The 25,320-nt window shown below is 71.9% G+C and carries 21 protein-coding genes; 14 read left to right on the top strand and 7 right to left on the bottom strand.

Going from position 1 to position 25,320, the window contains the following annotated elements; genetic code table 11:
- The first annotated feature begins 203 nt into the window (after positions 1 to 203).
- Positions 204 to 812 (top strand): VTT domain-containing protein, encoded by a 609-nt coding sequence (locus O7597_RS01450; RefSeq protein ID WP_269742543.1) that lies wholly within the window; start codon positions 204 to 206, stop codon positions 810 to 812.
- A 134-nt stretch (positions 813 to 946) separates the two neighbouring features.
- Entirely contained in the window at positions 947 to 1,270 is a 324-nt protein-coding gene (locus tag O7597_RS01445; RefSeq protein WP_269742542.1) for a nuclear transport factor 2 family protein, read from the top strand.
- Between the two features lie 12 nt (positions 1,271 to 1,282).
- On the opposite strand, the gene O7597_RS01440 is transcribed toward O7597_RS01445, so the two are convergent.
- Together O7597_RS01440 and O7597_RS01435 are read right to left on the bottom strand one after the other, a co-directional pair.
- Positions 1,283 to 1,936 carry an MBL fold metallo-hydrolase gene (locus O7597_RS01440; RefSeq protein WP_281581821.1) on the bottom strand — a complete coding sequence of 218 codons (654 nt, stop codon included), beginning with the start codon at positions 1,934 to 1,936 and terminating at the stop codon, positions 1,283 to 1,285.
- A gap of 6 nt (positions 1,937 to 1,942) precedes the next feature.
- Entirely contained in the window at positions 1,943 to 2,659 is a 717-nt protein-coding gene (locus tag O7597_RS01435; protein WP_269742540.1) for a maleylpyruvate isomerase family mycothiol-dependent enzyme, read from the bottom strand.
- A gap of 240 nt (positions 2,660 to 2,899) precedes the next feature.
- Here O7597_RS01435 and rsgA point away from each other — a divergent pair, with 240 nt between their 5' ends.
- From rsgA to O7597_RS01420, 3 genes are all read left to right on the top strand, one after another.
- Positions 2,900 to 3,943 carry a ribosome small subunit-dependent GTPase A gene (rsgA, locus tag O7597_RS01430; RefSeq protein ID WP_281581820.1) on the top strand — a complete coding sequence of 348 codons (1,044 nt, stop codon included), beginning with the start codon at positions 2,900 to 2,902 and terminating at the stop codon, positions 3,941 to 3,943.
- A 275-nt stretch (positions 3,944 to 4,218) separates the two neighbouring features.
- On the top strand, positions 4,219 to 7,161 hold the full coding sequence (gene uvrA, locus O7597_RS01425) for an excinuclease ABC subunit UvrA (protein ID WP_281581819.1): 2,943 nt from the start codon (positions 4,219 to 4,221) through the stop codon (positions 7,159 to 7,161).
- Positions 7,162 to 7,343: 182 nt separating this feature from the next.
- Entirely contained in the window at positions 7,344 to 7,820 is a 477-nt protein-coding gene (locus O7597_RS01420) for a Rieske (2Fe-2S) protein (protein WP_281581818.1), read from the top strand.
- 58 nt (positions 7,821 to 7,878) lie between these two features.
- Here O7597_RS01420 and O7597_RS01415 read toward each other — a convergent pair whose 3' ends face one another.
- Entirely contained in the window at positions 7,879 to 11,136 is a 3,258-nt protein-coding gene (locus tag O7597_RS01415; protein ID WP_281581817.1) for a penicillin acylase family protein, read from the bottom strand.
- A 180-nt stretch (positions 11,137 to 11,316) separates the two neighbouring features.
- On the opposite strand from O7597_RS01415, the gene uvrC reads away from it, so the two are divergent.
- Positions 11,317 to 13,290 (top strand): excinuclease ABC subunit UvrC, encoded by a 1,974-nt coding sequence (uvrC, locus tag O7597_RS01410; RefSeq protein ID WP_281581816.1) that lies wholly within the window; start codon positions 11,317 to 11,319, stop codon positions 13,288 to 13,290.
- Between the two features lie 161 nt (positions 13,291 to 13,451).
- Here uvrC and O7597_RS01405 read toward each other — a convergent pair whose 3' ends face one another.
- The 3 genes from O7597_RS01405 to O7597_RS01395 all read right to left on the bottom strand — a co-directional run bounded on the left by O7597_RS01405 (position 13,452) and on the right by O7597_RS01395 (position 17,175).
- The gene (locus tag O7597_RS01405; protein ID WP_281581738.1) at positions 13,452 to 14,294 is read right to left on the bottom strand and encodes a transposase family protein; all 843 of its coding nucleotides are present in this window, start codon (positions 14,292 to 14,294) and stop codon (positions 13,452 to 13,454) included.
- Positions 14,295 to 14,529: 235 nt separating this feature from the next.
- Positions 14,530 to 16,410 (bottom strand): DNA helicase RecQ, encoded by a 1,881-nt coding sequence (recQ, locus tag O7597_RS01400; protein WP_281581815.1) that lies wholly within the window; start codon positions 16,408 to 16,410, stop codon positions 14,530 to 14,532.
- Positions 16,411 to 16,521: 111 nt separating this feature from the next.
- Positions 16,522 to 17,175 carry a hypothetical protein gene (locus tag O7597_RS01395; protein ID WP_281581814.1) on the bottom strand — a complete coding sequence of 218 codons (654 nt, stop codon included), beginning with the start codon at positions 17,173 to 17,175 and terminating at the stop codon, positions 16,522 to 16,524.
- A 410-nt stretch (positions 17,176 to 17,585) separates the two neighbouring features.
- On the opposite strand from O7597_RS01395, the gene rapZ reads away from it, so the two are divergent.
- The 8 genes from rapZ (at position 17,586) to O7597_RS01355 (ending at position 24,514) form a co-directional block, all read left to right on the top strand.
- On the top strand, positions 17,586 to 18,434 hold the full coding sequence (gene rapZ / locus O7597_RS01390) for an RNase adapter RapZ (RefSeq protein ID WP_210827651.1): 849 nt from the start codon (positions 17,586 to 17,588) through the stop codon (positions 18,432 to 18,434).
- Positions 18,431 to 19,402 (top strand): uridine diphosphate-N-acetylglucosamine-binding protein YvcK, encoded by a 972-nt coding sequence (gene yvcK, locus O7597_RS01385; protein WP_269742532.1) that lies wholly within the window; start codon positions 18,431 to 18,433, stop codon positions 19,400 to 19,402. The genes rapZ and yvcK overlap by 4 nt, the downstream gene beginning before the upstream one ends.
- 54 nt (positions 19,403 to 19,456) lie before the next feature.
- Positions 19,457 to 20,437 (top strand): DNA-binding protein WhiA, encoded by a 981-nt coding sequence (gene whiA, locus O7597_RS01380; protein WP_093401454.1) that lies wholly within the window; start codon positions 19,457 to 19,459, stop codon positions 20,435 to 20,437.
- 248 nt (positions 20,438 to 20,685) lie between these two features.
- Positions 20,686 to 21,690, top strand: a complete 1,005-nt coding sequence (gene gap, locus O7597_RS01375) for a type I glyceraldehyde-3-phosphate dehydrogenase (RefSeq protein WP_093401453.1) — start codon at positions 20,686 to 20,688, stop codon at positions 21,688 to 21,690.
- Positions 21,687 to 22,886 carry a phosphoglycerate kinase gene (locus O7597_RS01370; protein ID WP_281581813.1) on the top strand — a complete coding sequence of 400 codons (1,200 nt, stop codon included), beginning with the start codon at positions 21,687 to 21,689 and terminating at the stop codon, positions 22,884 to 22,886. The genes gap and O7597_RS01370 overlap by 4 nt, the downstream gene beginning before the upstream one ends.
- Complete coding sequence (tpiA, locus tag O7597_RS01365; protein WP_281581812.1) at positions 22,886 to 23,677, top strand: triose-phosphate isomerase; 792 nt, start codon at positions 22,886 to 22,888, stop codon at positions 23,675 to 23,677. Before O7597_RS01370 ends, tpiA begins: the two co-directional genes overlap by 1 nt.
- A 95-nt stretch (positions 23,678 to 23,772) precedes the next feature.
- On the top strand, positions 23,773 to 24,033 hold the full coding sequence (secG, locus tag O7597_RS01360; protein ID WP_093401450.1) for a preprotein translocase subunit SecG: 261 nt from the start codon (positions 23,773 to 23,775) through the stop codon (positions 24,031 to 24,033).
- A 136-nt stretch (positions 24,034 to 24,169) separates the two neighbouring features.
- Positions 24,170 to 24,514 (top strand): RNA polymerase-binding protein RbpA, encoded by a 345-nt coding sequence (locus tag O7597_RS01355; RefSeq protein WP_093401449.1) that lies wholly within the window; start codon positions 24,170 to 24,172, stop codon positions 24,512 to 24,514.
- A gap of 23 nt (positions 24,515 to 24,537) precedes the next feature.
- Here the strand turns inward: O7597_RS01355 and pgl are convergent, their stop codons facing one another.
- Complete coding sequence (pgl, locus tag O7597_RS01350) at positions 24,538 to 25,302, bottom strand: 6-phosphogluconolactonase (protein WP_269742528.1); 765 nt, start codon at positions 25,300 to 25,302, stop codon at positions 24,538 to 24,540.
- Between the last annotated feature and the right edge of the window lie 18 nt (positions 25,303 to 25,320).

Here is a 25,320-nt window from a genome sequence, read left to right as displayed (position 1 = left end):
GCTGGCTTGTCCGCCGGTGATCGCCCAATACCTTCCCGACAGTAACCGGTGAATAGCGGATTTGCCGGGCGAAGCGCCTCAGGTGATGCCGCGGATGGCGCCGACCGGCGGGCGGGATCGGGGTTCACCCTCAGGGGCGCCGTCGCGAGATAGGGGAGGAAACCCGATGTCCGCGGTGGCGGACAGGCCCTAGCGTACGAGACATGATGGACCAGTTGGCCCAGGTCGGAGAGCTTCCCGTGGTGGCGCTGATGGCGGTGCTCGGGGTGGTCATGCTCTTCGACGCGGTGCCGCTGTTCGGGGTCCTGGTGCCCGGTGACGTGGCGGTGCTCGCCGCCGTGGCGGTCGGCACCCCCACCACCGGGCTGGCGACCTTCGTCGCCGTGGTCACCGGATGCCTCACCGGCTGGTCACTGAGCTTCCTCGTCGGCCGACTGTGGGGCGACCGGCTGCGGCACAGCCGCTTCGGCGGGTGGGTCGGCGAGACGCGATGGGCGGCGGCGGAGGGCATCCTGCGCCGCGACGGCGGCCGACTGGTGCTGATCGCGCCCTTCCTGCCGGTGTTCAACGCGCTGCTGCCGCTGGCCGCGGGCGGGCTGCGCATGTCGTACCGGCGGTTTCTCGGGTTCGCGGCGCTCGGTGCCACCGGCTGGACCGGCCTCTACCTGGTGGTGGGTACCGCGTCGCGGACAGTGGCCGGGCTGCTGCCTGCCGGCGCGAGTCCACTGCTGGTGACCATGGCCGGCGGACTGCTGCTGGCGGCCCTGGTGTTGCTCGGCACCCGGCGACGGTTGCGCGCCGTCACCCGCTGACCCGGCCGGTCGGGGCCGGCGAACGCGCCAGGCGGTTTGGGAACCGATCGAACCGAGGGTGGCCGTCGCACCCGTGCGGCAGGATCGTGCAGGTCCGCAGAGCTGCACGACGCACTTCCGTGAGGAGTTCCGCCATGAGCGCCGCACCGCCACTCATCCGTCGCTACTTCGCGCTCGCCGGCGAGGCGGACAGCGACGCCTACTTCGCGCTCTTCGCCCCCGACGCCGTGGTCGAGGACGAGGACAGGACCTACACGGGCATCGCCGAGATCCGGGCCTGGCGGCAGCAGGTGCCGCTGGTGTCGTACGAGATCACCGACGTGGCGCAGACGCCGGAGGGGACGGTGGTAACCGCCACCATCACCGGCGACTTTCCCGGCAGTCCCTTCGCCGGCCTGCGGTACCGCTTCGAGGACTACGACGACAACCAGATCCGACGCCTGCGCATCGCGCCCTGACCGGCGCGGCGGTCACCAGCCGCGGGCGCGCCACTCGGCCAGGTGGGGGCGTTCCACGCCGAGCGTCGAGTCCCGGCCGTGCCCGGGGTAGAACCAGGTCTCGTCGGGCAGCCGGTCGAACAGCTTGTGCTCGACATCGTCGATCAGCGCGGCGAACCGCTGCGGATCCTGGTCGGTGTTGCCGACCCCACCGGGGAAAAGACTGTCGCCGGTGAAAAGGTGCGGCACGCCGGCGGGGTCGCGGTAGAGCAACGCCACCGAGCCCGGGGTGTGGCCCCGGAGGTGGATGACCTCCAGGGCACAGTCGCCGACCGGCACCACGTCGCCGTCGGTGAGGGTCTGCGCCTCGATCGGCAGCCCCTCCGCGTCGTCGGCGTGCACCAGCGCACGGGCGCCGGTCTTGGCCACCACCTCCTCCAGACCGACCCAGTGGTCCATGTGCTGGTGGGTGGTCACCACCGCGGCGAGGCCCGCGTCGCCGACCAGCTCCAGCAGGCGGGGCGCCTCGTTGGCGGCGTCGATCAGCACCTGCTCACCGCTGCTGCCGCAGCGCAGCAGGTACGCGTTGTTGTCCATCGGCCCGACCGACACCTTGGTGATGGTCAGCCGGTCGAGTTCGCGTACCGCCGGCGGACCGCCGGGGGTGACTTCTCCGCTGTAGGTCATGGCTTTCTAGATCCATTCGGGTGGGCGGGGCAGCTGTCCGTCGGGGGTGACGGTCAGGGTCGTGCCGGGGTCGCGACCGGTCAGCCACGCGGCGAGGTCGGCGGCCGAACCCGCGACGACCGGTGCCTGCACCCGATCGCCGAGCACCAGTTCGTGGCCGCCGCCGTCGAAGCGCAGGACCATCGCCGGTACGTCGCCGCGGTCGGCGAAGCCGCTGGTCACTTCGTGCAGCAGTCGGTGACCGAAGTCCGGCGACCAGTCCGTGTGCCGGTAGTCGGCGGCCAGGTCGACGTGGTGGACCTCCAGTTCCCGCAGCCGGCCCCAGACGAGCAGGGCCGCCGGCCGCGAGCCGTGCCGGGTCTCCACGCTGGCACCCCACGCCGGCGCCGGCATCGCGGCGACGGCCTCGGCGAACCGGTCCGCGCTGCGCCGCAGGTCGTCCAGGTGCTCCTCGGGCGCACGCGCGGCACCCGCCTCGATGTCGGCGGTCCGGGCCGTGGCGCTGGCGTACATCGGGATCCGCTCGCCGGTTCGCGCCGAGGTGAGCAGGTTGACGAAGCCGTCGGCATTGCGGCAGACGTGGCTGAGCACATGTCCTCGGCTCCACCCCGCGAGCAGGGACGGCGCCGCGAGATCGGCGGCGTCGAAGGTGGCCGCCGTCCGCAGCAGACGCGCCGTGGCGGCGTCCACGTCGCCGGTCAGCAGCAGCGGATCCAGTGTCACGGTGCTGACCCTAGTGGTCCGCGCCCACCGCGTCGCCGCGGAATTCACTTCCGGCGTGGCGCGGCCCGACCTACCGTCTGTGCCAGCGACCCCCTCGGCCCGGACGCTCCACCGCTGTCTCGTGGTCCGGTCACCGGCCGGGGTCGACCAGGTTCGTGCGCGGCGCCGGAGCGGAGGAGGTGGTGGTCATGCCGGTCACCGCACCCGTGTATCACCCGCACCGACACTGAACGAGGAGCCATGACCATCTCGTTGACCGCCCTGGGCTGGGACACCGACCGGGCGGCACAGCTACGACGCATCCGTACCGACAACCGTCCCGGCCGGGTGGCCCGCGTCGACCGGGGCGTCTGCACGGTGCTCACCGAGGACGGGCCGGTGCGCGCCTCGACCGGCGGGGCCCTGCTGGCCGCCGCCGTCGGCGACGCCACCCGACTGCCCGGCGTGGGCGACTGGGTGCTGTTGTGCGCCTGGCCCGACGGGCGGACGACGGTGCAGACGGTGCTGCCCCGCCGTACCGCGTTGATCCGGCGCACCGCCGGCAAGGACGCCGGTGGTCAACTGCTGGCCGCCAACCTGGACGTGGTGGCCGTGGTGGAGCCGGTGCACCCGGCACCGGACGCCGCCCGTATCGAGCGACTGCTCTCGCTGGTCCACGAGTCCGGTGCCCGGCCGCTCATGGTGCTGACCAAGACCGACCTGGCGGCCGATCCGGCGGCGGTGGCGCGGCAACTCGCGGCCCTCGCGCCCGGTGTGCCGGTGCTGCCGGTAAGTGCCGAGCGCGGCACCGGGCTGGCGGCGCTGCGCGCCGAGGTCGGTGCGGGCCGCACCCTCGGGCTGCTCGGTCCCTCCGGTGCCGGCAAGTCGAGCCTGGTCAACGCGCTCGCCTCGGCGGTGGTGATGCCCACCCAGGCGATCCGTCGGGTGGACGGCAAGGGCCGGCACACCACCACCTGGCGGGCGTTGGTGCCGCTGCCGGGCGGGGGCGCCGTGGTGGACACGCCCGGGGTGCGGGCCGTCGGCCTGCTCGACGGCGCGGCCGGGCTCGACCGGGCCTTCGCCGACATCGCCGACCTGGCCGCCGACTGCCGGTACGGCGACTGCGGGCACGAGGCCGAACCCGGTTGCGCGGTGCGCGCGGCACTCGACGACGGTGCGCTGACCGCCCGCCGCTACGAGAACTGGCGCCGGCTGCAACGGGAGATCAACCACGAGACCCGTCGCCGTGCCACCCGCCCCACCCGCGTGTCGCGCACCACCCGCCGTACCCCCCACCCCCACTGACCACCCCCACCCCATCCGGGCGCGATCATGAAGTTGTGGTTGTCGGTACCGGGCGGTTTGCCCGTCTTGTCAGGTGCCAGAACTGCATGATCGGCGCAGGTGGGGTGGGGGCGGGGTGGCGAGGTCGGTGGGGAGGGGACGCGCGCGGTGGGGGAAGTTGTCGGAGGGCGGGTCTACAGTTGCCGGGGCGCACTCTCCGCGCCGACACAACCGCTGGTTTCACCGCAAAAGCGGACAGATCTTCCTCTTCGTTCTCACCCGGGAGTACACGGACCGTGGCCGACCGTTTGATCATCCGTGGCGCACGCGAGCACAACCTGCGTGACGTCAGCCTCGACCTGCCCCGGGACGCCCTCATCGTGTTCACCGGGCTGTCCGGGTCGGGCAAGTCGAGCCTGGCCTTCGACACGATCTTCGCCGAGGGGCAGCGCCGGTACGTCGAGTCGCTGTCGTCGTACGCCCGGCAGTTCCTCGGCCAGATGGACAAGCCGGACGTCGACTTCATCGAGGGCCTGAGCCCGGCGGTCTCGATCGACCAGAAGTCCACCTCGCGCAACCCCCGCTCCACCGTCGGCACGATCACCGAGGTCTACGACTACCTGCGGCTGCTCTTCGCCCGGGTCGGCGAACCGCACTGCCCGGTCTGCGGTGAGCGGATCTCCCGGCAGAGCCCGCAGCAGATCGTCGACCGGGTCCTCGCGATGGCCGAGGGCACCCGCTTCATGGTGCTCGCGCCGGTGGTGCGGGGCCGCAAGGGCGAGTACGTCGACCTGTTCGCCGAACTCCAGGCCAAGGGGTACGCCCGGGCCCGGGTCGACGGGGTGGTGCACCAGCTCACCGACCCGCCGAAGCTGAAGAAGCAGGAGAAGCACACCATCGAGGTGGTGATCGACCGGCTCAGTGTCAAGCCCAGCGCCAAACAGCGGCTGACCGACTCGGTCGAGGCGGCGCTGGGCCTCTCCGGCGGTCTGGTCCTGCTCGACTTCGTCGACCTGGCCGAGGACGACCCCGACCGGGAGCGGCGCTACTCCGAGCACCTGGCCTGCCCCAACGACCACCCCCTGGCGATCGAGGACCTGGAGCCCCGGGTCTTCTCCTTCAACGCGCCCTACGGCGCCTGCCCGGAGTGCACCGGCCTCGGCACGAAGAAGGAGGTCGACCCGGAGCTGGTCGTTCCCGACCCGGAGCGCAGCCTGCGTGAGGGTGCGATCCAGCCCTGGGCGACCGGGCACAACCTGGAATACTTCCTCCGCCTGCTGGAGGCGCTCGGCGAGGCCGAGCACTTCGACGTCGACACCCCGTGGCGGGCGTTGCCGTCGCGGGCGCAGAAGACGATCCTGCACGGCTCCGACGACCAGGTCCACGTGCGCTACCGCAACAAGTACGGCCGGGAGCGCTCGTACTACACCGGCTTCGAGGGCGTGGTGCAGTGGATCGAGCGCCGGCACTCCGACACCGAGAGCGAGTGGTCGCGGGAGAAGTACGAGGGCTACATGCGTGACGTGCCCTGCGCGGCCTGCGGTGGCGCCCGGCTCAAGCCCGAGGTGCTCGCGGTCACCCTGGCCGGGCGCAGCATCGCCGAGGTGTGCAACTTGTCGGTCGGCGAGTGCGCCGACCTGCTGGCCGGCATCGAGCTGACCGACCGGCAGAAGCTGATCGCCGAGCGGGTGCTCAAGGAGATCAACGCCCGGCTGCGCTTCCTGCTCGACGTCGGGCTGGACTACCTGTCCCTGGACCGCCCGGCCGGCACCCTCTCCGGCGGTGAGGCGCAGCGCATCCGGTTGGCCACCCAGATCGGCTCCGGGCTGGTCGGGGTGCTGTACGTGCTCGACGAGCCGTCGATCGGCCTGCACCAGCGGGACAATCACCGGCTGATCGAGACGCTGGTGCGGCTGCGCGGCCTGGGCAACACGCTGATCGTGGTCGAGCACGACGAGGACACCATCCGCACCGCCGACTGGATCGTGGACATCGGTCCCGGCGCGGGCGAGCACGGCGGCCGGATCGTGCACAGCGGCTCGGTGCCGGCGCTGCTGGAGAATTCCGACTCACTGACCGGGGCGTACCTGTCCGGCCGGCGGGAGATCCCGACGCCCAAGGGCCGCCGCCCGCAGACCCCCGGGCGGGAGCTGGTGGTGCACGGGGCCCGCGAGCACAACCTGCGCAACCTGACGGTGAGCTTCCCGCTCGGCCAGTTGATCGCCGTGACCGGGGTCAGCGGCTCGGGCAAGTCGACCCTGGTCAACGACATCCTGTACGCGGTGCTGGCCAACCAGATCAACGGCGCCCGGCTGGTGCCGGGCCGGCACACCCGGGTCTCCGGCCTGGAGCACGTCGACAAGGTCGTCGGTGTCGACCAGTCGCCGATCGGCCGCACCCCGCGATCCAACCCGGCCACCTACACCGGCGTCTGGGACCACGTGCGCAAGTTGTTCGCCGAGACCACCGAGGCCAAGGTCCGTGGGTACGGCCCCGGACGGTTCTCCTTCAACGTCAAGGGCGGTCGCTGCGAGGCGTGCTCCGGCGACGGCACCATCAAGATCGAGATGAACTTCCTGCCCGACGTGTACGTGCCGTGCGAGGTCTGCAAGGGCGCCCGGTACAACCGGGAGACCCTGGAGGTGCACTACAAGGGCAAGACCGTCTCCGACGTGCTGGAGATGCCGATCGAGGAGGCGGCCGAGTTCTTCTCCGCCATCCCGGCCATCCACCGGCACCTCAAGACGCTCGTCGACGTGGGGTTGGGCTACGTACGGCTGGGGCAGCCCGCGCCGACCCTCTCCGGCGGCGAGGCGCAGCGGGTCAAGCTCGCCTCGGAGTTGCAGAAGCGTTCGACCGGGCGGACGGTCTACGTGCTCGACGAGCCGACCACCGGCCTGCACTTCGAGGACATCCGCAAGCTGCTGCTGGTGCTGGAGGGGCTGGTCGACAAGGGCAACACGGTCATCACGATCGAGCACAACCTGGACGTGATCAAGAGCGCGGACTGGCTCATCGACATGGGTCCCGAGGGCGGCCACCGGGGCGGCACCGTGCTCGCCACCGGCAGCCCGGAGGAGGTCGCCGAGGTCGCCGAGAGCCACACCGGGCAGTTCCTGCGTACCGTCCTCAAGCTCGGCGGCGCGGCGAAGGGTGCCGTGGCGGCCACCGCCCGGGCGGCGAAGGCCAACGGTGGCCGGGCTCGCGGTGGCCGCAAGGCCGCCACCGCCGCGCGCTGACCGACCGTCGAGGGTCGACGGGTGGCCGGTGGCGTGCCTGACGACCCCCGCTGGTCCACCCGGGTGGCCGATCGGGTGAACCGACCGGCAGAGTGGTGCGTGTAGGGGAAAGTAGCCACAGATCATGCACCGGAGTCACCGACGGAGGGGCGAGGCATGAGCGAGCGCAACGGAGCACTGGCATGAGCGAGGAGCAGGTGCCGGCCGGGCCTGACGTGCGTACCCGCCGAGCTCTGCTCGCTGGGGCGGGGGCGGTCGGCGCGGCGGCGGTGCTGGCCGCCTGCGGTGGTGAGGACGACGGCGGCGCGGCACCCAGCCCGGGGCCGCAGATCACCAACACCGGTGACGCCGGTGGCGGGGACCGCGAGGGTGCCCAGTCACTGGCCCGCACGACCGACATCCCGGTCGGTGGCGGTGCGGTCTACGCCGCCCAGGGCGTGGTGATCACCCAACCCACCGCCGGGGAGTTCAAGGGGTTCGACCCGGTCTGCACCCATCAGGGCTGCCCGGTGTCGAACGTCGACGGCGGCACCATCAACTGCACCTGCCACGGCAGCAAGTTCTCCATCGAGGACGGCTCCGTCAAGGCCGGTCCGGCCACCACCCCGCTGGCGGCCAAGGACATCAGGGTCGACGGCGACCAGATCGCGCTGGCCTGAGCCGGCCGTGCGGGCGGTCGCGGCCGGGACGGTGCCGTCCCGGCCACGACCGTCGACCTCACTGGGCGTATGCCGACATCTCCCACAGTGAGAAGCCGTAGGACGTGCCCCGGGTCAGCCCGTACATCCGCACGTACCGGGCCTGCTGCGGGGCGAAGCTGACCACGTCGGTCCCGCCGTCGCCGGTGGTGGTCGACCAGGCCGGCCGCCAGGTGGCACCGTCGGTGGAGACCTCCACCCGGTACGACCGGGCGTAGGCGGCCTCCCAGGCCAGGGCTACCCGACCGACCTGCCGGACCGATCCGAGGTCGACCCGCAGCCACTGGTTGTCCGACCACGAACTGGCCCACCGGGTGCCCAGGTCGCCGTCCACGGCACGGCCGGCACCGTGGAACAGTTGGCTGCTGGAGGCGGTGACCGGGCGGCCGGCGGCCAGATTGGTCAGGTCGTCGCCGCGTCGGGCGGGGAACGACACCACCTGCTGGTAGGTGGGACGGTTCTGCCAGGCGATGGTGGCGTGCTTGATGCCGCCCAGCGGCGACTGGACGATGGCGTCGGCGCACCACTGGTCGCCGGCGGCGCAGGTGTCGTCTCCCGGATAGGTCTGCGTGGCCGGTGTGGTCGCCGCCGTGCGCAGGGTGTCGAGCAGGACCTGCCGGCAGGCGGCGAGGTCGCCGTCGCCGCAGAAGGTACGCCCCGGCCCGCCGGCCACCGGGTCGCCCAGGACGGCCCGCAGGTCCCTGTCGACCCAACCCCACCATCCGTACTGGAAGGCCGAGCCCTTGTGCGTCTGGGCGCTGTTCGCCGACGACGGCAGGTTCGACACGTCGCCCTGTTGGTGGCCGGAGGGTGACTCGTTGACCTGAAGGGTGTTGACCAGGGACTGGTACAGCTCCGCGCCGAGCGGAGCCCGGAACATGCCCCGGACCAGCAGCGGCCACCAGGCGTCGAGCGTCCGGATCGCCTCGGCGTGCTGGTAGACCCTGCTGCCACTGGCCGTCTCCACGCGTAGCGCGCCGGCCTGCCGCCACGCCTTCAGCCGGGCGATCTCGGTGGCCAGGGCGGCGTCGGTGACGGGTTGGCTCTCCAGCACCCGGAGCAGCTCGCCGAGCACCTCGGCGCCGCGCAGGTCGGTGAGCCCGGCCCGCTGCACCAGCTCGGTGAGCGAGGCCCGGTCGAAGGTGCGGCCCGCCGCCAGCGCCGCCTTCACCGGCTTGTCCAGCAGGTCACCGCGGTGCACGGCGCCGAAGCTGAAGTTGCCGTCGGCGGCACCGAAGTCCTTGGCCTGCTTGTTGTTCCAGCTGACGTAGTAGTCCTGATTCGTCGACTGCGGGTGGGCCGACGCGGGCGCGTACCGGGCGGTGCCGGTCTCCGGGTCGAAGTCCTGCCACTCGTACGCCCGCTCGGCCTTCATCGGCAGGCTCGGGTTGCTGCCGGCGGCCCGCAGCGGGTTGAGCCCGGAGTTGAAGTACGCCGACTCGGTGGAGTTGACGTAGAACCAGTTGAACGCGTATTCGACGTTGTTCGCCGAGGTGCGGAACGCCGCCGCCGAGCCCATCTGGGTCGGGTCGTTGTACATCTGGAAGCCGATCGCGGAGTCGGCCTCCCGCCCGTAGGTGGAGCGCAGCTTCGTGAAGGCGTGCGGCACTCCGCCGACGGTGCCCCGCCACGCCACCAGCCCGAGCTTCGTACGCCAGGCGACGAGCTTGTACGACCCGGCCGCGGTGCCGTCGGCGACGGTCGGGCGCCACCGGTTGACGTGCGACAGCTCGTCCATCGCCAGGCACTGGCCGCGGTACAGGTAGTGGTCGCTGCCCAGCGTCGGGGTGCCACCGCCGGGTACGCAGAGCGGCACCGCGTAGGTGTCGGTGATGTCGTGCACGGAGGAGGTGGCGCTCCAGGCGTAGTCCTGGCCCCGGCCGAGCAGGACGTACAGGTTCAACCCGGCGAAGGCGGCGCCCCGGGCGCTGATGCCCGGACCCTGCAACTCCTGGACCATCAGCAGTTGGGGGGAGAAGTAGCCGGTCTGCGGCCCGAAGACCGCCACCGGGTGCCCGCTGGTGGAGTGCTCGGCGGAGATCACCGCCGCGTTGGACATGCCCCGGTGCGCCGGGTCGATGGTCAGCCCGGACAGCGCGGCGGCCAGCGCCGAGGCGCTGTCCGAGCCGGCGGTGGTGGCGGAGCCGGTCGGGTCGGTGACGACCGGCTCGACCCGGGCCGAATCGGCGTCCGGCAGCACCACGCTCGGCGCGTCGGGGGAGGCGTCGCCGTACGGGAAGCTCTGCCCGTCGTGCAGGGTCAGCACGGTCTCCGGGTCGTTCTGTCCCCGGAAGCCCTGCCACACCCGGTCGCCCTCGACCGGGCCGTACTTGGCCCGCGCGGCGATGCGGACCAGCGCGGACTGCATCTCCGTGCCGCCCCCGCCACCGAACAGGCCACCGACCACACCGGCGATGGCGACCAGGTCGGTCAGCACGAACGGTTCGGGCCCACCGGCGTTGGTGATCGCGTCGAGATGCCCGGTGAGCACGTACTCGCCGGGGCAGTTGCGGTTGGCCATGCAGGTACGGATGTAGGCGTTGATCCCGGCGATGTACTCCTGCACGTCGGCGTAGAGCTGCTCACCGCGCTCACCCTTACCGCGCAGCGCGGCGACCTGCGCGGTCAGGTCGGCCTCGGTGTACGGGGAGGTGCGCCAGACGCTCTGCTCCAGCGCCCGGTTGCCGGGTGCCCCGCCCGCGAACGGGGTCAGGGTGCCCCGGCCGACGTGCCGCAGCAGGTCCATGGTGAACAGCCGGTCCTCGGCCCCGGCGTAGCCGGCGCCGAACATGGTCCCGGCGCGGGTGGTGCCGGTGATGTGCGGGACACCGGTGGCCCGGTCCCGCAGGATGCGCACGTCCGCGCGGGGTGAGTAGTCGCGTTCGACCTGGCTGGGCGCGACGCCGAAGGAGGCGTCGTGGAAGAAGGTGTCGATCTGGTCCTCGCGCAGCCCGGCGTAGCCGTACACGAGGTCGGCGTACCGGCCGAGCTGGTCGGCGGAGTGCCGGGGCAGGGTGCCGAAGGCCTGGTTGCCGAGGATCTCGACGAGGGTGGCGTTGCCGTTCTGGCCGGGCGGCAGGATCTCCGAGCATTCGCCGAGGCAGTAGTCGTCGGTGGCGAAGGCACTCACGGCGGTCGACGTGCGGGTGTTCGTCGCGTGCTCGGTCGGGACGGTGGTCGCGGTGGCGGTGGTCGGGGCCGCGACGAGGAGGGCGGCGACGGCGGTGGCGGTCGTGGCACCGGCGAGCAGCCGGCGGGCGGGGGTGTGACCGGTCATGGCGATCCTCTGTGGACGGGGGCCATCGGACGGGATCATTACATGAAGAACATTCGGTTACTGGATGGTAGGCCGCCGCGCCCGAGATTGGAAGGTATCGATCGAGGCCGCATCGGTCGGCACGGTAACGGTCATCCGGGGATGATTCGGGCTGTCGGGGGTGGCGACTAGTCTCGGAGTGTGGCTGATCCGTCGACCTACCGTCCCGCGCCGGGCACGATTCCCGAGGCACCGGGGGTCTACCGCTTCTACGACGGCACCGGCCGGGTCATCTACGTGGGCAAGGCGAGGAACCTGCGCAGCCGGCTCAACTCCTACTTCGCCGACCTGTGGGGGCTGCACCAGCGCACCCGGCAGATGGTCACCACCGCCGAGGCGGTGGACTGGGTCACGGTCGGCACCGAGGTCGAGGCGCTCCAGCTCGAATACCTCTGGATCAAGCAGCACGACCCGAGGTTCAACGTCCGCTACCGCGACGACAAGTCCTACCCCTACCTGGCGGTGACCCTCGACGAGGAGTACCCACGGCTCCAGGTGATGCGCGGGGCCAAGCGCAAGGGGGTGCGCTACTTCGGGCCGTACTCACACGCCTGGGCCATCCGCGAGACGCTCGACCTGCTGCTGCGCGTCTTCCCGGCCCGCACCTGCTCCGCCGGGGTGTTCAAGCGGGCCGGTCAGGTCGGCCGGCCCTGCCTGCTGGGCTACATCGGCAAGTGCTCGGCCCCCTGCGTCGGCAGCGTCTCCGCCGAGCGGCACCGCGAGATCGTCGACGACTTCTGCGACTTCATGGCCGGGCGCACCGACACCATGGTCCGCAAGCTGGAACGCGAGATGACCGAGGCCAGCGAGCAGTTGGAGTTCGAGCGGGCAGCCCGGCTGCGCGACGACGTCGCCGCGCTGCGCCGGGCGATGGAGAAGCAGACCGTGGTGCTCGGTGACGGCACCGACGCCGACGTGGTGGCCTTCGCCGACGACCCGCTCGAAGCCGCGGTCCAGGTCTTCCACGTCCGGGGCGGCCGGGTACGCGGCCAGCGCGGTTGGGTGGTGGAGAAGACCGAGGAGCTGACCACCGGCGACCTGGTCCACCACTTCTGCACGCAGGTCTACGGCGGCGAGCACGGAGAGGCCGACGTGCCACGGGAACTGCTGGTCCCCGAGCTGCCCGCCGACGCCGACGCCCTGGCCGACTGGCTCTCCGCCCACCGGGGCGGCCGGGTGACCCTGCGGGTGCCGCAGCGCGGTGACAAGCGGGCCCTGATGGAGACGGTGGAACGCAACGCCAAGGACGCCCTGGCCCGGCACAAGCTCAAGCGGGCCGGTGACCTGACCACCCGCAGCAAGGCCCTCGACGAGATCACCGAGGCGCTCGGCCTGCGGACGGCGCCGCTGCGCATCGAGTGTTTCGACATCTCGCAGATCCAGGGCACCGACGTGGTGGCGAGCATGGTCGTCTTCGAGGACGGGCTGCCCCGCAAGAGCGAGTACCGCCGGTTCATCATCCGTGGCGCCACCGACGACCTCTCGGCGATGTCCGAGGTGCTGCGCCGCCGCTTCGCCCGCTACCTCGACGCGCGCGCCGAGACCGGTGAGGCGGGTGTCGAAGCTGACGCCCTCCCCGCTGAGCTGGACGCGGCCGACGGCGGCGACGAGCCGCGCATCGGCGTGCTTGTCGACCCGACCACCGGCCGGCCGCGGCGTTTCGCGTACCCGCCGCAGCTGGTGGTGGTCGACGGCGGCGCGCCGCAGGTCGCCGCCGCCGCGCAGGCCCTCGCCGAGCTGGGCATCGACGACGTGGCGCTGTGCGGGCTGGCCAAGCGGTTGGAGGAGGTCTGGCTGCCAGACGACGACTTCCCGGTCATCCTGCCGCGCGCCTCGGAAGGGCTCTACCTGCTGCAACGGGTACGCGACGAGGCGCACCGCTTCGCCATCACCTTCCACCGGCAGCGCCGCTCCAAGCGGATGACCACCTCGGCGTTGGACAACGTCCCCGGCCTGGGCGAGGTACGCCGCAAGGCGCTGCTGCGTCACTTCGGCTCGCTGAAACGTCTCTCGGCCGCCACCGTCGAGGAGATCACCGAGGTCCCCGGCGTCGGCCGGCGTACCGCCGAAGCGATCCTCACCGCCCTCCGCACCCCCGAACCTCCCGCCAGCTGACAACTTCGGGGATGTTGCGGTCTCCACGGCGCCTGAGCCAGCAACATCCCCGAGCTTGTCTCATCCTGTTTGTGCTGGTGGTGGGGGCTTGACGTGGTGGTGTGAGGTGTTTGGTCGCAGGCCATGGGTTAGTTGATCTTTGTGGTGATCGTTTGTCTGGGTCAGCGGTTGATTTCGGTGTTGGTGAGGACGAGTAGGGCGCGGAGCAGGGTGGTGGCGTGGTGGTGCCAGCCGTGGCGTAGTCGGGTGAGGATGCGCCAGTTCTTGAGGTGGGCGTGGGCGTGTTCGTTGGCGACGCGTTCGCGGGCGAGCAGGGTGTTGGCGGTTTTCTCGGCGGGGGTGAGTTTGTGGTTGCGGCAGGCGCGGCGGCCGACGAGGACGGTGGGGTTGGTGGTGGGTTGGTCGTCGAGGCGGGTGTGGATGCGGTCGCAGATGATCGCGAGGTGATGGTGGCGCAGGCGGGCGGGCAGGTGCAGGCGTTTGGCGTGGGTGGCTTCGTGGAGTCGTGCGGGGGTGGCCGCGGAGAGCCAGAGGAGTCGGCCGTGTTGGTCGGTCAGGGTCATCACGCGTAGGTGGTGGACTTTGTGTTTCAGGCACCAGTGGCGTCGTTCTTTGGCCTTGTCGGCGGGTGCGTGCACGGGCACGCAGGTGCCGTCGAGCAGGAGTGGCTGTTCGTGGTAGGTGCGGGCGGCGGCCGCCAGGACACGGTCCAGACGTGGCGCCATCCGCGCCACGGTGGTGATGACTTGTCTGACCCAGCGGCGGACGCTGTGGTGGGACACCCCGTGGGCGGCGGCGAGGTCGGCGGGATGCTGGTCGTGGCGCAGTACCGCCAGGACGATCGTGGTGGTCTGCAGGTCGGATAGTTTGCGCCAGCGGGACTTCACCTGCCGCCGGTAGGTGCGTATCGCCTCGGTCACCAGCGCGACAGTGTCACTGGACACGGGCAGGCGGACTTGGTAGACCAATTCGTGGCCCTCGGTGGGCGGATTGATGTGTGTCACGACCAGCAACCCTCGCCGAGGGTTCCTTCATGTCCCGGGTCGCCACGCCGCAGACTTCCCGCGGAATCCGAGTCAGACGATCACCACAAAGATCATCCGGCCCCTGACCTGCAACCAAACACCTGCCATGCCCATGTCAAGACTCGCCCACCAGCACAAACAGGATGAGACAAGCTCCCCGAAGTTGCGCGGATCTTGAGAGGTTGCGGGGATCTTGACGAGGGTGGGCGGTGCCTCAGGCGGCGTCGGCGAGCACTCCGAGGAGCTGCTCGCCGTACTTGGCGAGCTTGTTCTCGCCGACGCCGCTGATCCGGGACAGCTCGGCCAGCGACGACGGCGCGTCGGCGGCGATCTGGCGCAGCGTGGCGTCGTGGAAGATGACGTACGCGGGTACGCCCTGCTCCTTGGCGGTGGCCGCCCGCCAGGCCCGCAGCCGCTCGAACGTGCCGGCCGCCTCCGCCGGCAGCTCGGCGACCACGGTGGCCGCACCACGCGGCTTGGCCGCCTTCGCCGGGCGCGCCGCCTCGCGACGCAGCATCACGGTGCGCCGCCGGCCGAGCACCTCGGCACTGGCGTTGGTGAGCGCCAGTGTGCCGTAGTCCCCCTCGACGGCGAGCAGCCCCTCGGCGAGCAGTTGCCGGACCACGCCGCGCCACTCCGCCTCGCTCAGCTCACCACCGATGCCGAACACGGTGAGCGAGTCGTGCCGATGCTGGGTGATCTTGTCGGTGGTGCGGCCCAGCAGGATGTCGACGCAGTGCCCGGCACCGAACCGCTGGTTGCGCTCCCGGTCCAGCCGGAAGACGGTGGAGAGCAGCTTTTGCGCGGCCACCGTGCCGTCCCAGGACTCCGGTGGCTCCAGACAGGTGTCGCAGTTGCCGCAGCCGCCGGTGGCCGGCTCGCCGAAGTACTCCAGCAGCTGCGCCCGGCGGCAGCGGACCGTCTCACAGAGCGCCAGCATCGCGTCGAGGTGGGCGGCGAGGTTGCGCCGGTGGGCCAGGTCGCCCTCGGAGGTGTCGATCATCTTCCGCTGCTGCACCACGTCCTGCAGCCCGTACGCCAGCCAGGCGGTCGACGGCAACCCGTCGCGGCCGGCGCGGCCGGTCTCCTGGTAGTAGCCCTCGACCGACTTCGGCAGGTCGAGGTGGGCGACGAACCGCACATCGGGCTTGTCGATGCCCATCCCGAAGGCGATCGTCGCCACCATCACCACGCCGTCGGCGCGCAGGAAGCGCTGCTGGTTGGCGGCGCGGGTGCCGGCGTCCAGGCCGGCGTGGTACGGCAGCGCGTCGATGCCGTTGGCGACCAGGAACTCGGCGGTCTTCTCCACCGAGGCCCGGGACAGGCAGTAGACGATGCCCGCCTCACCGGGATGTTCGTCGCGCAGCAGGGCGAGCAGTTGCTTGCGCGGCTCCCGCTTCGGCACGATCCGGTACTGGATGTTGGGCCGGTCGAAGCTGGCCACGAAGTGCCGTGCCTCGGTGAGGCTCAGCCGGGTGGCGATCTCGGACCGGGTGGCGCTGGTCGCGGTGGCGGTCAGCGCGATGCGGGGTACGCCCGGCCAGCGTTCGTGCAGCATCGACAGGTTCAGGTAGTCCGGCCGGAAGTCGTGGCCCCACTGCGACACGCAGTGCGCCTCGTCGATGGCGAACAGGCCGATCCGCCCCCGGTCCAGCAGGTTCAGCGTGCCCCGGCTGGCCAGCGCCTCCGGCGCGAGGTAGAGCAGGTCGATCTCGCCGGCCACGAACTCCGCCTCGACCAGCCGGCGGGTGTCCGGGTCGAGGGTGGAGTTGAGGAAGCCGGCCCGCACCCCGACGGCGGTCAGCGCGTCGACCTGGTCCTGCATGAGCGCGATCAGCGGCGAGATCACCACGGCGACGCCGTCGCGCACCAGGGCCGGGATCTGGTAGCACAGCGACTTGCCGCCGCCGGTCGGCATCAGCACCAGCGCGTCCCCGCCGGCCACCACGTGGTCGATGACCTCGCGCTGGAAACCCCGGAACGAGTCGTACCCGAAGACCCGCCGCAGCACATCCAGCGCCGCGGTCACCTTCTCCCCGGTCGGGGCGTCGGAGCTGGCCAGGTCGGTGATGCTCACGTCGGCGGGGGAGACCATCCGAGGATTCTACGAGCGGCTGTCTTCGGCGCTCGGGTCTGTGGCAGTTCCGGCGCGGTCGGCTCGGCGTGTCGACGACCTACGGTGCCACGGTGCGAAGCTGGGCGGGGTTCACGGGGCGGGCGGGACGGGGACCCGCTTGGCCCAGCGCACGTCGCCGTCGGGATCGACGTAGCAGAACGCCACCGCCAGGCGCGACGGGTCGGTCAGCGGCAGGGCGCCAGGCACCAGCCGGAAGACGGCGATCAGGCTGCCGTCGGCCGTCGCGCGGGTGCCCACCGCGCCGACGTTGGGCGCAGTGGTGAACGTGCCCTCGGGCTCCTCGCGGGTGGCGGTGTCGGCGAGCCAGGGGTAGCGGTCGGCCAGCACGTCGTACGCTCCGGCCCAGTTGGAACCGGTGCCGCCGTCGGCGTCCCAGCCGGCGTAGGGCTGCACCACCCGGGCGGGTTCCACCCGGGAGTCGAGCAGGATGACCTGGTAGTGGCCCTTTCGGGGCGGCCCCGACCAGCGCAGCCGCAACACCACCGACTGTCTGCCGCGGTCGCCGATGACGTTGTCCGCCGGCTCGGGCCAACCGAACGCGACGACCGCGTCCGCCACACCGTCCGGCTCTGGCAGGCTGGCCTGGACGGTCACCGCCAGGGTGTCGCCGCCGTCGGCCCACTCCCGTTCGCGGTCGATGTAACGGTGCACTGTGGCCAGCACGGCGACCGTGACGGACACGAGCGCCACCACCCAGCGCAGCCGCGCCCCGTGCCTGCCCATGGCCGGAGGATAGCCGCGCCACGCGTCGCGCGCCGTCGGTCAGCCGACACGACCAGCCTCCTCTCCCGTGCTCTGCTGCACCGGGCGCAACGGTTCAGCCCGCGGACTGTTGCGCTGGTTGAAGCAGAGCAAAGGGCGCGGAGCGAGACATGGGCGGCGGCGGGAACCGGAGCGCTGGCGTGCACCGGGCGGCCCGACGACAGCGGCCGGTGGTGGGATCAGCGCGGCGGCGGTGCCTCCCACGGAGCCCGACACGGGCGAGCTAGAGTCGCTGCTTGACCGTGCCCGGTCGGGATCGACCGGGGCAGCACCGATGGAGGGGTTGACGGGTGGGCGAGGCGCACACGACTGGTCACCGTGCGGGCGTACCCGGTGAGCAGACCGGGGCGACCGCCGAGACGGACACCACCCTGGTCGTGGTCACCGGGCTGTCCGGTGGGGGGCGCAGCACCGTGGCCCGGGCCCTGGAGAACGTGGGCTTCTACGTCGTCGACAACCTGCCGCAGGCGCTGCTGCTGGACATGGCCGAGCTGGCGGTGAAGGCGGGCGGAGCGGCCCGGCGTACCGCGATGGTGCTGGACGTGCGCTCCCGGGCCTTCTCCACGGATCTGGCCGAGGCGATCCGGGAGCTGAAGGAGCGTGGCTACGCCCCCCGGGTGGTCTTCGTCGACGCGGACGACGAGGTGCTGATCCGCCGGTTCGAGAGCGTGCGCCGCTCGCATCCGTTGCAGGGCGACGGCCGGCTCGCCGACGGCATCGCCGTCGAGCGGGGCCTGCTGGAGGAGGCCCGCGACCAGGCCGACGTGATCATCGACACCAGTCACCTCAACGTGAACCAGTTGCGTCGCCGGGTCGAGGAGCTGTTCGGCGGGGAGGACGCCCGCCGGCTGCGGCTCACGGTGATCTCCTTCGGCTTCAAGTACGGCCTGCCGCCGGACGCCGACTTCGTGATGGACGCCCGGTTCCTGCCCAACCCCTACTGGGTGCCCGAACTGCGCGAGCACACCGGGCGCGAGGAGGCGGTCAGCGCGTACGTGTTGGGACAGGAGGGCGCGGACGCCTTCGTCGACGCGTACGCGGACCTGGTGAACGCCACCACGGCCGGCTTCGAGCGCGAGGGCAAGCGGTACCTGACCGTGGCGGTCGGCTGCACCGGCGGCAAGCACCGCAGCGTGGCGATCGCCGAGGAGTTGGCCGCTCGACTGCGTCGCGCCGGGCTGGCCGCCAACGCCCAGCACCGCGACCTGGGGCGGGAATGACGATCCGGGTGGTGGCCTTCGGCGGCGGGCACGGCCTGTCCGCCTCGCTGCGGGCACTGCGTCGGTGCGCCCCGGAGCTGGATCTGGACATCACGGCGGTGGTGACCGTCGGCGACGACGGCGGCTCAAGTGGCCGGCTGCGGGCCGAACGGGGTGGGCTGCCCCCCGGTGACCTGCGCCAGGCGCTGGTGGCGCTGGCCGGCGACCATCCCGCGACCCGGCGCAGCGCGGGGCTGTTCCAGCACCGCTTCGCCGAGCTGGCGGCGGACGGCCGGACCGACGGGCTGGCCGGGCACGCGGTGGGCAACCTGGTGCTCTGCGGGCTGATGGAGCTGCTCGGCGACCCGGTGGCGGCGCTGGAACACGCCGGGGCGATGCTCGGCTCGGTCGGCCGGGTGCTGCCGATGTCCCGCCAGCCGGTCGACATCGAGGCCCGGGTACGCGGAGTCGACCCCGTACGCCCCGACGAGGTGTGCACCGTACGCGGACAGCACCAGGTCGCGGTCACCACCGGACGGGTCGAGTCGCTGCGGCTCACCCCGCAGGCGCCGGCGGCGTGCGCGGAGGCGGTCGCCGCGATCGGTGCCGCCGACTGGCTGATCTTCGGGCCGGGCAGCTGGTACACGAGCGTGCTGCCGCACCTGCTGGTGCCGCAGCTGGCCGCCGCGATCCTGGCCAGCCCGGCTCGGCGACTGGTCACCCTCAACCTCGCCGCCGAGAAGGAGACGCTCGGTCTCTCGGTCGCCGACCACCTGGCGGCGCTGCGCTGGTACCTGCCGGAGCTGACGGTCGACTTCGTGCTCGCCGACGCCAAGGCGGTCGGTGACCCCGAACCGGTCCACGGTGCGGCAGAATCCCTGGGAGCCCGGCTGGTCCTCGCTCCCGTCGCGGTCGACGACGGCACTCCCCGTCATGATCCGGCTGCTCTGGGCGCCGCCCTGGTGCCTGTACTGGGCGCCGATCGTTAGACACGTACGTAATCTCCGGCGACACGCCGGAACCGGTCCGTGAGGGGACGCACAATGGCGATGACGGCGGCGGTCAAGGACGAGCTGAGTCGGGTCGACGTGCCCAAGCCCTGCTGCCGGCGGGCGGAGATGGCGGCGCTGCTGCGGTTCGCCGGTGGGCTGCACATCGTGTCCGGGCGGGTGGTGGTGGAGGCCGAGCTCGACACCGGCGCGGTGGCCCGGCGGTTGCGGCGCGAGATCGCCGAGGTCTACGGCTATCCGAGTGAGATCCATGTGCTCGCCTCCGGCGGGCTGCGCAAGGGCAGCCACTTCATCGTCCGGGTGGTCAAGGACGGCGAGGCCCTGGCCCGGCAGACCGGGCTGCTCGACGTGCGTGGCCGGCCGGTACGCGGGCTGCCGCCGCACGTCGTCGCCGCCAGCGTCTGCTGCGCGGTGTCCGCCTGGCGGGGCGCGTTCATGGCGCACGGCTCGTTGACCGAGCCGGGTCGCTCCAGCGCCCTGGAGATCACCTGCCCGGGACCGGAGTCGGCGCTGGCCCTGGTCGGCGCGGCCCGGCGGCTGGGCATCACCGCCAAGAACCGGGAGGTGCGCGGCGTCGACCGGGTGGTGGTCAAGGACGGCGACGCGATCGCCGCGCTGCTCACCCGCATCGGTGCGCACTCCAGCGTGCTGGCGTGGGAGGAGCGCCGGGTCCGGCGCGAGGTGCGGGCGACGGCCAACCGGTTGGCGAACTTCGACGACGCCAACCTGCGCCGGTCGGCCCGGGCGGCGGTCGCCGCCGCGGCCCGGGTGACCCGGGCGTTGGAGATCCTCGCCGACGACGCGCCGGAGCACCTGACCTCGGCCGGCCGGCTGCGGCTGGAGCACCGGCAGGCGTCCCTGGAGGAGCTGGGCGCGCTGGCCGACCCGCCGCTGACCAAGGACGCCATCGCCGGACGGATCCGCAGGTTGCTGGCGTTGGCCGACAAGCGGGCCCGCGACCTCGGCATCCCGGATACCGAAGCGGCCGTCACGCCCGACATGCTCGTGGTCTGATAGGACGGTGGGGCGACCACCCGGCGCAGCGTGGCTCAGCGCGCTCGGATATGGTCGCTGCGTACGGCAAGGGGGCCGGCACCGGTGCTCCCCGCCGTACCCACCGCCTCGACGGCGGTCAGGTCCCTCGGACCGCGGCGAGGTGGCCGGGATGAACCGTCAACGGCCGGCTCCAACGGTCGGCGCACACCACTTCGCCGGCCGAGGGTCTCCACGCCGGCGGACCAGAACGCGAGGAGATGGGACCTGTGACCATCCGGGTTGGCATCAACGGCTTCGGCCGCATCGGCCGTAACTTCTTCCGGGCAGTGCTGGCGTCCGGCGCTGACGTCGAGGTCGTGGCCGTCAACGACCTGACCGACAACGCGACGCTCGCCCACCTGCTCAAGTACGACAGCATCCTGGGTCGCCTCCCGCAGGAGGTCAAGGCCACCGCCGACGAGATCACCGTCGGCGGCAAGTCCATCAAGGCGTACGCCGAGAAGGACCCGGCGGCGCTGCCGTGGGGCGACGTCGGCGCGGACGTGGTCATCGAGTCGACCGGCTTCTTCACCGACGCCACCAAGGCCAAGGCGCACATCGACGGCGGGGCCAAGAAGGTCATCATCTCCGCGCCGGCGAAGAACGAGGACGTCACGGTCGTGATGGGCGTCAACGACGGCCAGTACGACCCGGCGAAGCACAACATCATCTCGAACGCCTCCTGCACCACCAACTGCCTGGCGCCGATGGCGAAGGTGCTGCACGACACGTTCGGCATCCAGCAGGGTCTGATGACCACCATCCACGCGTACACCCAGGACCAGAACCTCCAGGACGCGCCGCACAAGGACCTGCGCCGGGCCCGGGCCGCCGCGCTGAACATCGTGCCGACCTCGACCGGCGCCGCGAAGGCCATCGGCCTGGTGCTGCCGGACCTCAAGGGCAAGCTCGACGGGTACGCGCTGCGGGTGCCGATCCCGACCGGCTCCGCCACCGACCTCACCGTCACCGTCGGTCGGGAGACCTCGGTGGACGAGGTCAACGCCGCGCTGAAGGCCGCCGCCGAGGGCCCGCTGCGGGGCATCCTGACCTACAACGAGGACCCGATCGTCTCCGCCGACATCGTCACCGACCCGGCGTCGTGCATCTTCGACGCGCCGCTGACCAAGGTCATCGGCAACCAGGTGAAGGTCGTCGGCTGGTACGACAACGAGTGGGGCTACTCCAACCGCCTGGTCGACCTGGTGAAGCTGGTTGGTTCGTCGCTGTGAGCATCCGTAACCTCGACGACCTGCTCGCCGAGGGGGTCTCGGGTCGGCGCGTGCTGGTGCGCGCCGACCTGAACGTCCCACTCGACAAGCAGACCGGCGCGATCACCGACGACGGCCGGATCCGGGCGGTGCTGCCGACCCTCGGCGCGTTGACCGAGGCCGGTGCCAAGGTCGTCGTCTGCTCCCACCTGGGCCGGCCGAAGGGTGCGCCGGACCCGCAGTTCAGCCTCGCCCCGGTCGCCGGGCGGCTCGGTGAGCTGCTCGGCACGGCGGTGCACTTCGCCACCGACACGGTCGGCGAGTCGGCCCGGGCGACGGTGGCGGCGCTCGCCGACGGTGAGGTGGCGCTGCTGGAGAACCTCCGCTTCAACAAGGGGGAGACCAGCAAGGACGACGCCGAGCGGGGCGCCTTCGCCGACCAGCTCGCCGCCCTCGGCGACAGCTACGTCGACGACGCGTTCGGCGCGGTGCACCGCAAGCACGCCAGCGTCCACGACGTGCCCGCCCGGCTGCCGCACTACGCCGGTCGGCTGGTGCTGCGCGAGGTGGAGGTGCTCTCGCAGCTCACCGGCGACCCGGAGCGGCCGTACGTGGTGGTGCTCGGCGGGTCGAAGGTCTCCGACAAGCTCGCGGTGATCGAGGCGCTGCTGCCGACGGTCGACCGGCTGCTCATCGGTGGTGGCATGTGCTTCACCTTCCTCAAGGCCCAGGGCCACGAGGTCGGCTCCTCCCTGCTGGAGGCGGAGATGGTGGAGACCTGCCGCAACCTGCTGGAGCGCTCCGAGGGCAAGATCATGCTCCCGGTCGACGTGGTGGCCGCCGACGCGTTCGCCCCGGACGCCGCGCACGACACCGTGCCGGCGGACGGCATCCCCAGCAAGCGGGTGGGGCTGGACGTGGGCCCGAAGACGGTGGCGGGCTTCGCCGCCGCGCTCAAGGGCGCCCGGACGATCTTCTGGAACGGCCCGATGGGCGTGTTCGAGATGCCCGCCTTCGCCCACGGCACCCGTGGGGTGGCCGAGGCGATCGCCGGCGCCGACGCGTTCACCGTGGTCGGTGGTGGTGACTCGGCCGCCGCGGTGCGGGCCCTGGGGCTGGACGAGAAGTCCTTCGGGCACATCTCCACCGGCGGTGGCGCGTCCCTGGAGTACCTGGAGGGCAAGACCCTCCCCGGCATCGCGGCCCTGGAGAACTGATGGCGAGCGCCCCCCGCCGGCCGCTGATGGCCGGCAACTGGAAGATGAACCTCAACCACCTCGAGGCGAACCTGCTGGTGCAGAAGCTGGCGGCCAGCCTCACCGAGAAGCAGCTGACCGAGGTGGAGACGGTGGTGCTGCCACCGTTCACCGACCTGCGCACGGTGCAGACCGTCGTGGAGGGTGACAAGCTGCTCATCGGCTACGGCGCGCAGGACCTGTCGCCGCACGCCTCCGGTGCGTACACCGGGGAGGTCTCCGGCGCGATGCTGGCCAAGCTCGGCTGCACGTACGTGGCGGTCGGCCACTCCGAGCGGCGGCAGTACCACCGCGAGGACGACGCGTTGGTGGGCGCCAAGGTGCAGGCGGCGCTGACCCACGGGCTCACCCCGATCCTCTGCGTGGGGGAGGGGCTGGACGTCCGGGAGCAGGGCACCCACGTGGCGCACTGCACCGACCAGCTCGACGCCGCCCTGAAGGGGCTCAGCCCGGAGCAGGTCCTCCGGGTGGTGGTCGCGTACGAGCCGGTCTGGGCGATCGGCACCGGCAAGACGGCCACCCCGGAGGACGCCCAGGAGGTGTGCGGCGCGCTGCGGGCCCGGCTGGCCGAGACCGTGGACCAGGCCACCGCCGACGGGGTACGCATCCTCTACGGCGGCTCGGTCAAGTCGTCGAACGTCGCCTCGATCATGGCGCAGCCGGACGTGGACGGCGCCCTGGTGGGCGGTGCCAGCCTGGACGCCGAGGAGTTCGCGAAGATCTGCCGGTTCCCGGAGCACATCACCGGCTGATCGCTCGCTATCCTTGACTCCGCCCGTCCGCCGGTCGGTGCCGCCGTGCCCGAACTGCCCGGGCGAGGATCGTAACGAGAGGACTGACCCCCGCCATGCCGATCTGGTTCGCCTACACGTTGATCGTGTTGCTGGTCATCACGAGCGTCCTGCTCACCCTGCTCATCCTGCTGCACCGCGGCAAGGGCGGTGGGATGTCCAGCATGTTCGGCGGTGGGGTCAGCTCCAGCCTGGCCGGCTCGTCGGTGGCCGAGAAGAACCTGGACCGCTACACCGTGCTGGTGGGCATCGTCTGGTTCGCCTGCATCATCGGGCTCGGTCTCTGGCTCCGGCTCGAGGTGGGCACGGGCGTCTGACCCGACCCCCGAGGCGTACAATCTGCGCGCGGTCCGTCACTCGACGGGCCGCGCGCAGTCCGTTTCACCCGCTGCACCGCGTCGCCCGCCGTCCACCCCCCGACGGCGGTCCCCTCCGACGACAGGAGTCAGCGCCGTGCCGAACGGCCACGTCATCCGGGGCGCCCGCGTCGGGTCCGCGCCCCCACGTCCCCCCGAACGCCACCAGCCGGTCCCGTGCCGGTCGGTCAGCTACTGGTGCCGCAACGGGCACCGCACCGACATCCGGATCGTCGCCGACGTGGCGGCCCCGACGGTCTGGGACTGCCCCCGCTGCGGGCTACCCGCCGGCCAGGACGCCCAGGATCCGCCCGGCCGGACCCGAGCCGAGCCGTACAAGACCCATCTGGCGTACGTGAAGGAACGGCGCACCGACGCCGAGGGCGAGGCGATCCTCGCCGAGGCGCTCGCCGCGCTGCGTCAGCGCCGCGGCCGGTCGTAGCGTCCGGCCCGCCGCCGGCCGCGTCAGCGCAGGCTGCGGAAGCGGGCCGGCAGGTCGGCCGCCGCAGCCCGGTCGAGCAGCCAGAGGGTACGCCCCACACCCTGCACACCGGCCGCCGGCACCTGCACCGGTCCGGCACCGGCCAGCGCCATGCCGACCGCGTGGGCCTTGTCGCCGCCACCGGCCACCAGCCACACCTCCTCGGCGGTGTTGATCGCCGGGAGGGTGAGGGTGATGCGCACCGGTGGGGGCTTCGGGCTGCCCCGCACCGCGCTCACCGGTCGGCTCTCGTAGTGCACCGGGTGTTCCGGGAAGACCGAGGCGACGTGTCCGTCCTCGCCGACGCCGAGCATCAGCACGTCGAAGTGGGGCAGCACGGCGGTGCCGGGTCGGGCCGCCCGGGCGAGTTCGGCGGCGTACCGGGCGGCGGCCTCCTCCGGGTCGGCGCCGCCGTCCGAGGCCGGCATGGCGTGCACCCGGGCCGGGTCCACCGGCAGCGTGTCGAGCAGCGCCGCGCGGGCCTGGGTCTCGTTGCGCTCCGGGTCACCGGCGGGCAGGAACCGTTCGTCGCCCCACCAGAAGTCGACCCGGGACCAGTCGACCGCGTCCCGGGCGGGCAGCGCGCCCACCGCCCGGTAGACCGCCGCGGCGATCCGACCGCCGGTGAGCACCACCGACGCCTGGCCGCGAGCGGCCTGGGCGTCGAGCAGCCGCACCACCAGTCGGGCCGCGACCGCCTGCGCCAGCAGGTCGGCGTCGGCGTGGACGGCGACACTCGCCTCACTCATGGTGTCCTTCCGCGACCG

This window comes from Verrucosispora sp. WMMC514 (genome assembly GCF_027497295.1).
In the GTDB taxonomy this organism is placed as follows: domain Bacteria; phylum Actinomycetota; class Actinomycetes; order Mycobacteriales; family Micromonosporaceae; genus Micromonospora; species Micromonospora palythoicola.
Note: the sequence above shows the minus strand (reverse complement) of the source record. Positions and strands in the feature narration are given on the sequence as shown.

Excerpts from the sequence above, each read along its gene's own strand:
- O7597_RS01440 (WP_281581821.1), bottom strand. The coding sequence starts at position 1,936 with ATGACCTACAGCGGAGAAGTCACCCCCGGCGGTCCGCCGGCGGTACGC.
- O7597_RS01415 (WP_281581817.1), bottom strand. The coding sequence starts at position 11,136 with ATGACCGGTCACACCCCCGCCCGCCGGCTGCTCGCCGGTGCCACGACC.
- O7597_RS01420 (WP_281581818.1), top strand. The coding sequence starts at position 7,344 with ATGAGCGAGGAGCAGGTGCCGGCCGGGCCTGACGTGCGTACCCGCCGA.
- pgl (WP_269742528.1), bottom strand. The coding sequence starts at position 25,302 with ATGAGTGAGGCGAGTGTCGCCGTCCACGCCGACGCCGACCTGCTGGCG.
- O7597_RS01445 (WP_269742542.1), top strand. The coding sequence starts at position 947 with ATGAGCGCCGCACCGCCACTCATCCGTCGCTACTTCGCGCTCGCCGGC.
- recQ (WP_281581815.1), bottom strand. The coding sequence starts at position 16,410 with ATGGTCTCCCCCGCCGACGTGAGCATCACCGACCTGGCCAGCTCCGAC.
- O7597_RS01450 (WP_269742543.1), top strand. The coding sequence starts at position 204 with ATGATGGACCAGTTGGCCCAGGTCGGAGAGCTTCCCGTGGTGGCGCTG.
- O7597_RS01395 (WP_281581814.1), bottom strand. The coding sequence starts at position 17,175 with ATGGGCAGGCACGGGGCGCGGCTGCGCTGGGTGGTGGCGCTCGTGTCC.
- rsgA (WP_281581820.1), top strand. The coding sequence starts at position 2,900 with ATGACCATCTCGTTGACCGCCCTGGGCTGGGACACCGACCGGGCGGCA.
- secG (WP_093401450.1), top strand. The coding sequence starts at position 23,773 with ATGCCGATCTGGTTCGCCTACACGTTGATCGTGTTGCTGGTCATCACG.
- yvcK (WP_269742532.1), top strand. The coding sequence starts at position 18,431 with ATGACGATCCGGGTGGTGGCCTTCGGCGGCGGGCACGGCCTGTCCGCC.
- tpiA (WP_281581812.1), top strand. The coding sequence starts at position 22,886 with ATGGCGAGCGCCCCCCGCCGGCCGCTGATGGCCGGCAACTGGAAGATG.
- whiA (WP_093401454.1), top strand. The coding sequence starts at position 19,457 with ATGGCGATGACGGCGGCGGTCAAGGACGAGCTGAGTCGGGTCGACGTG.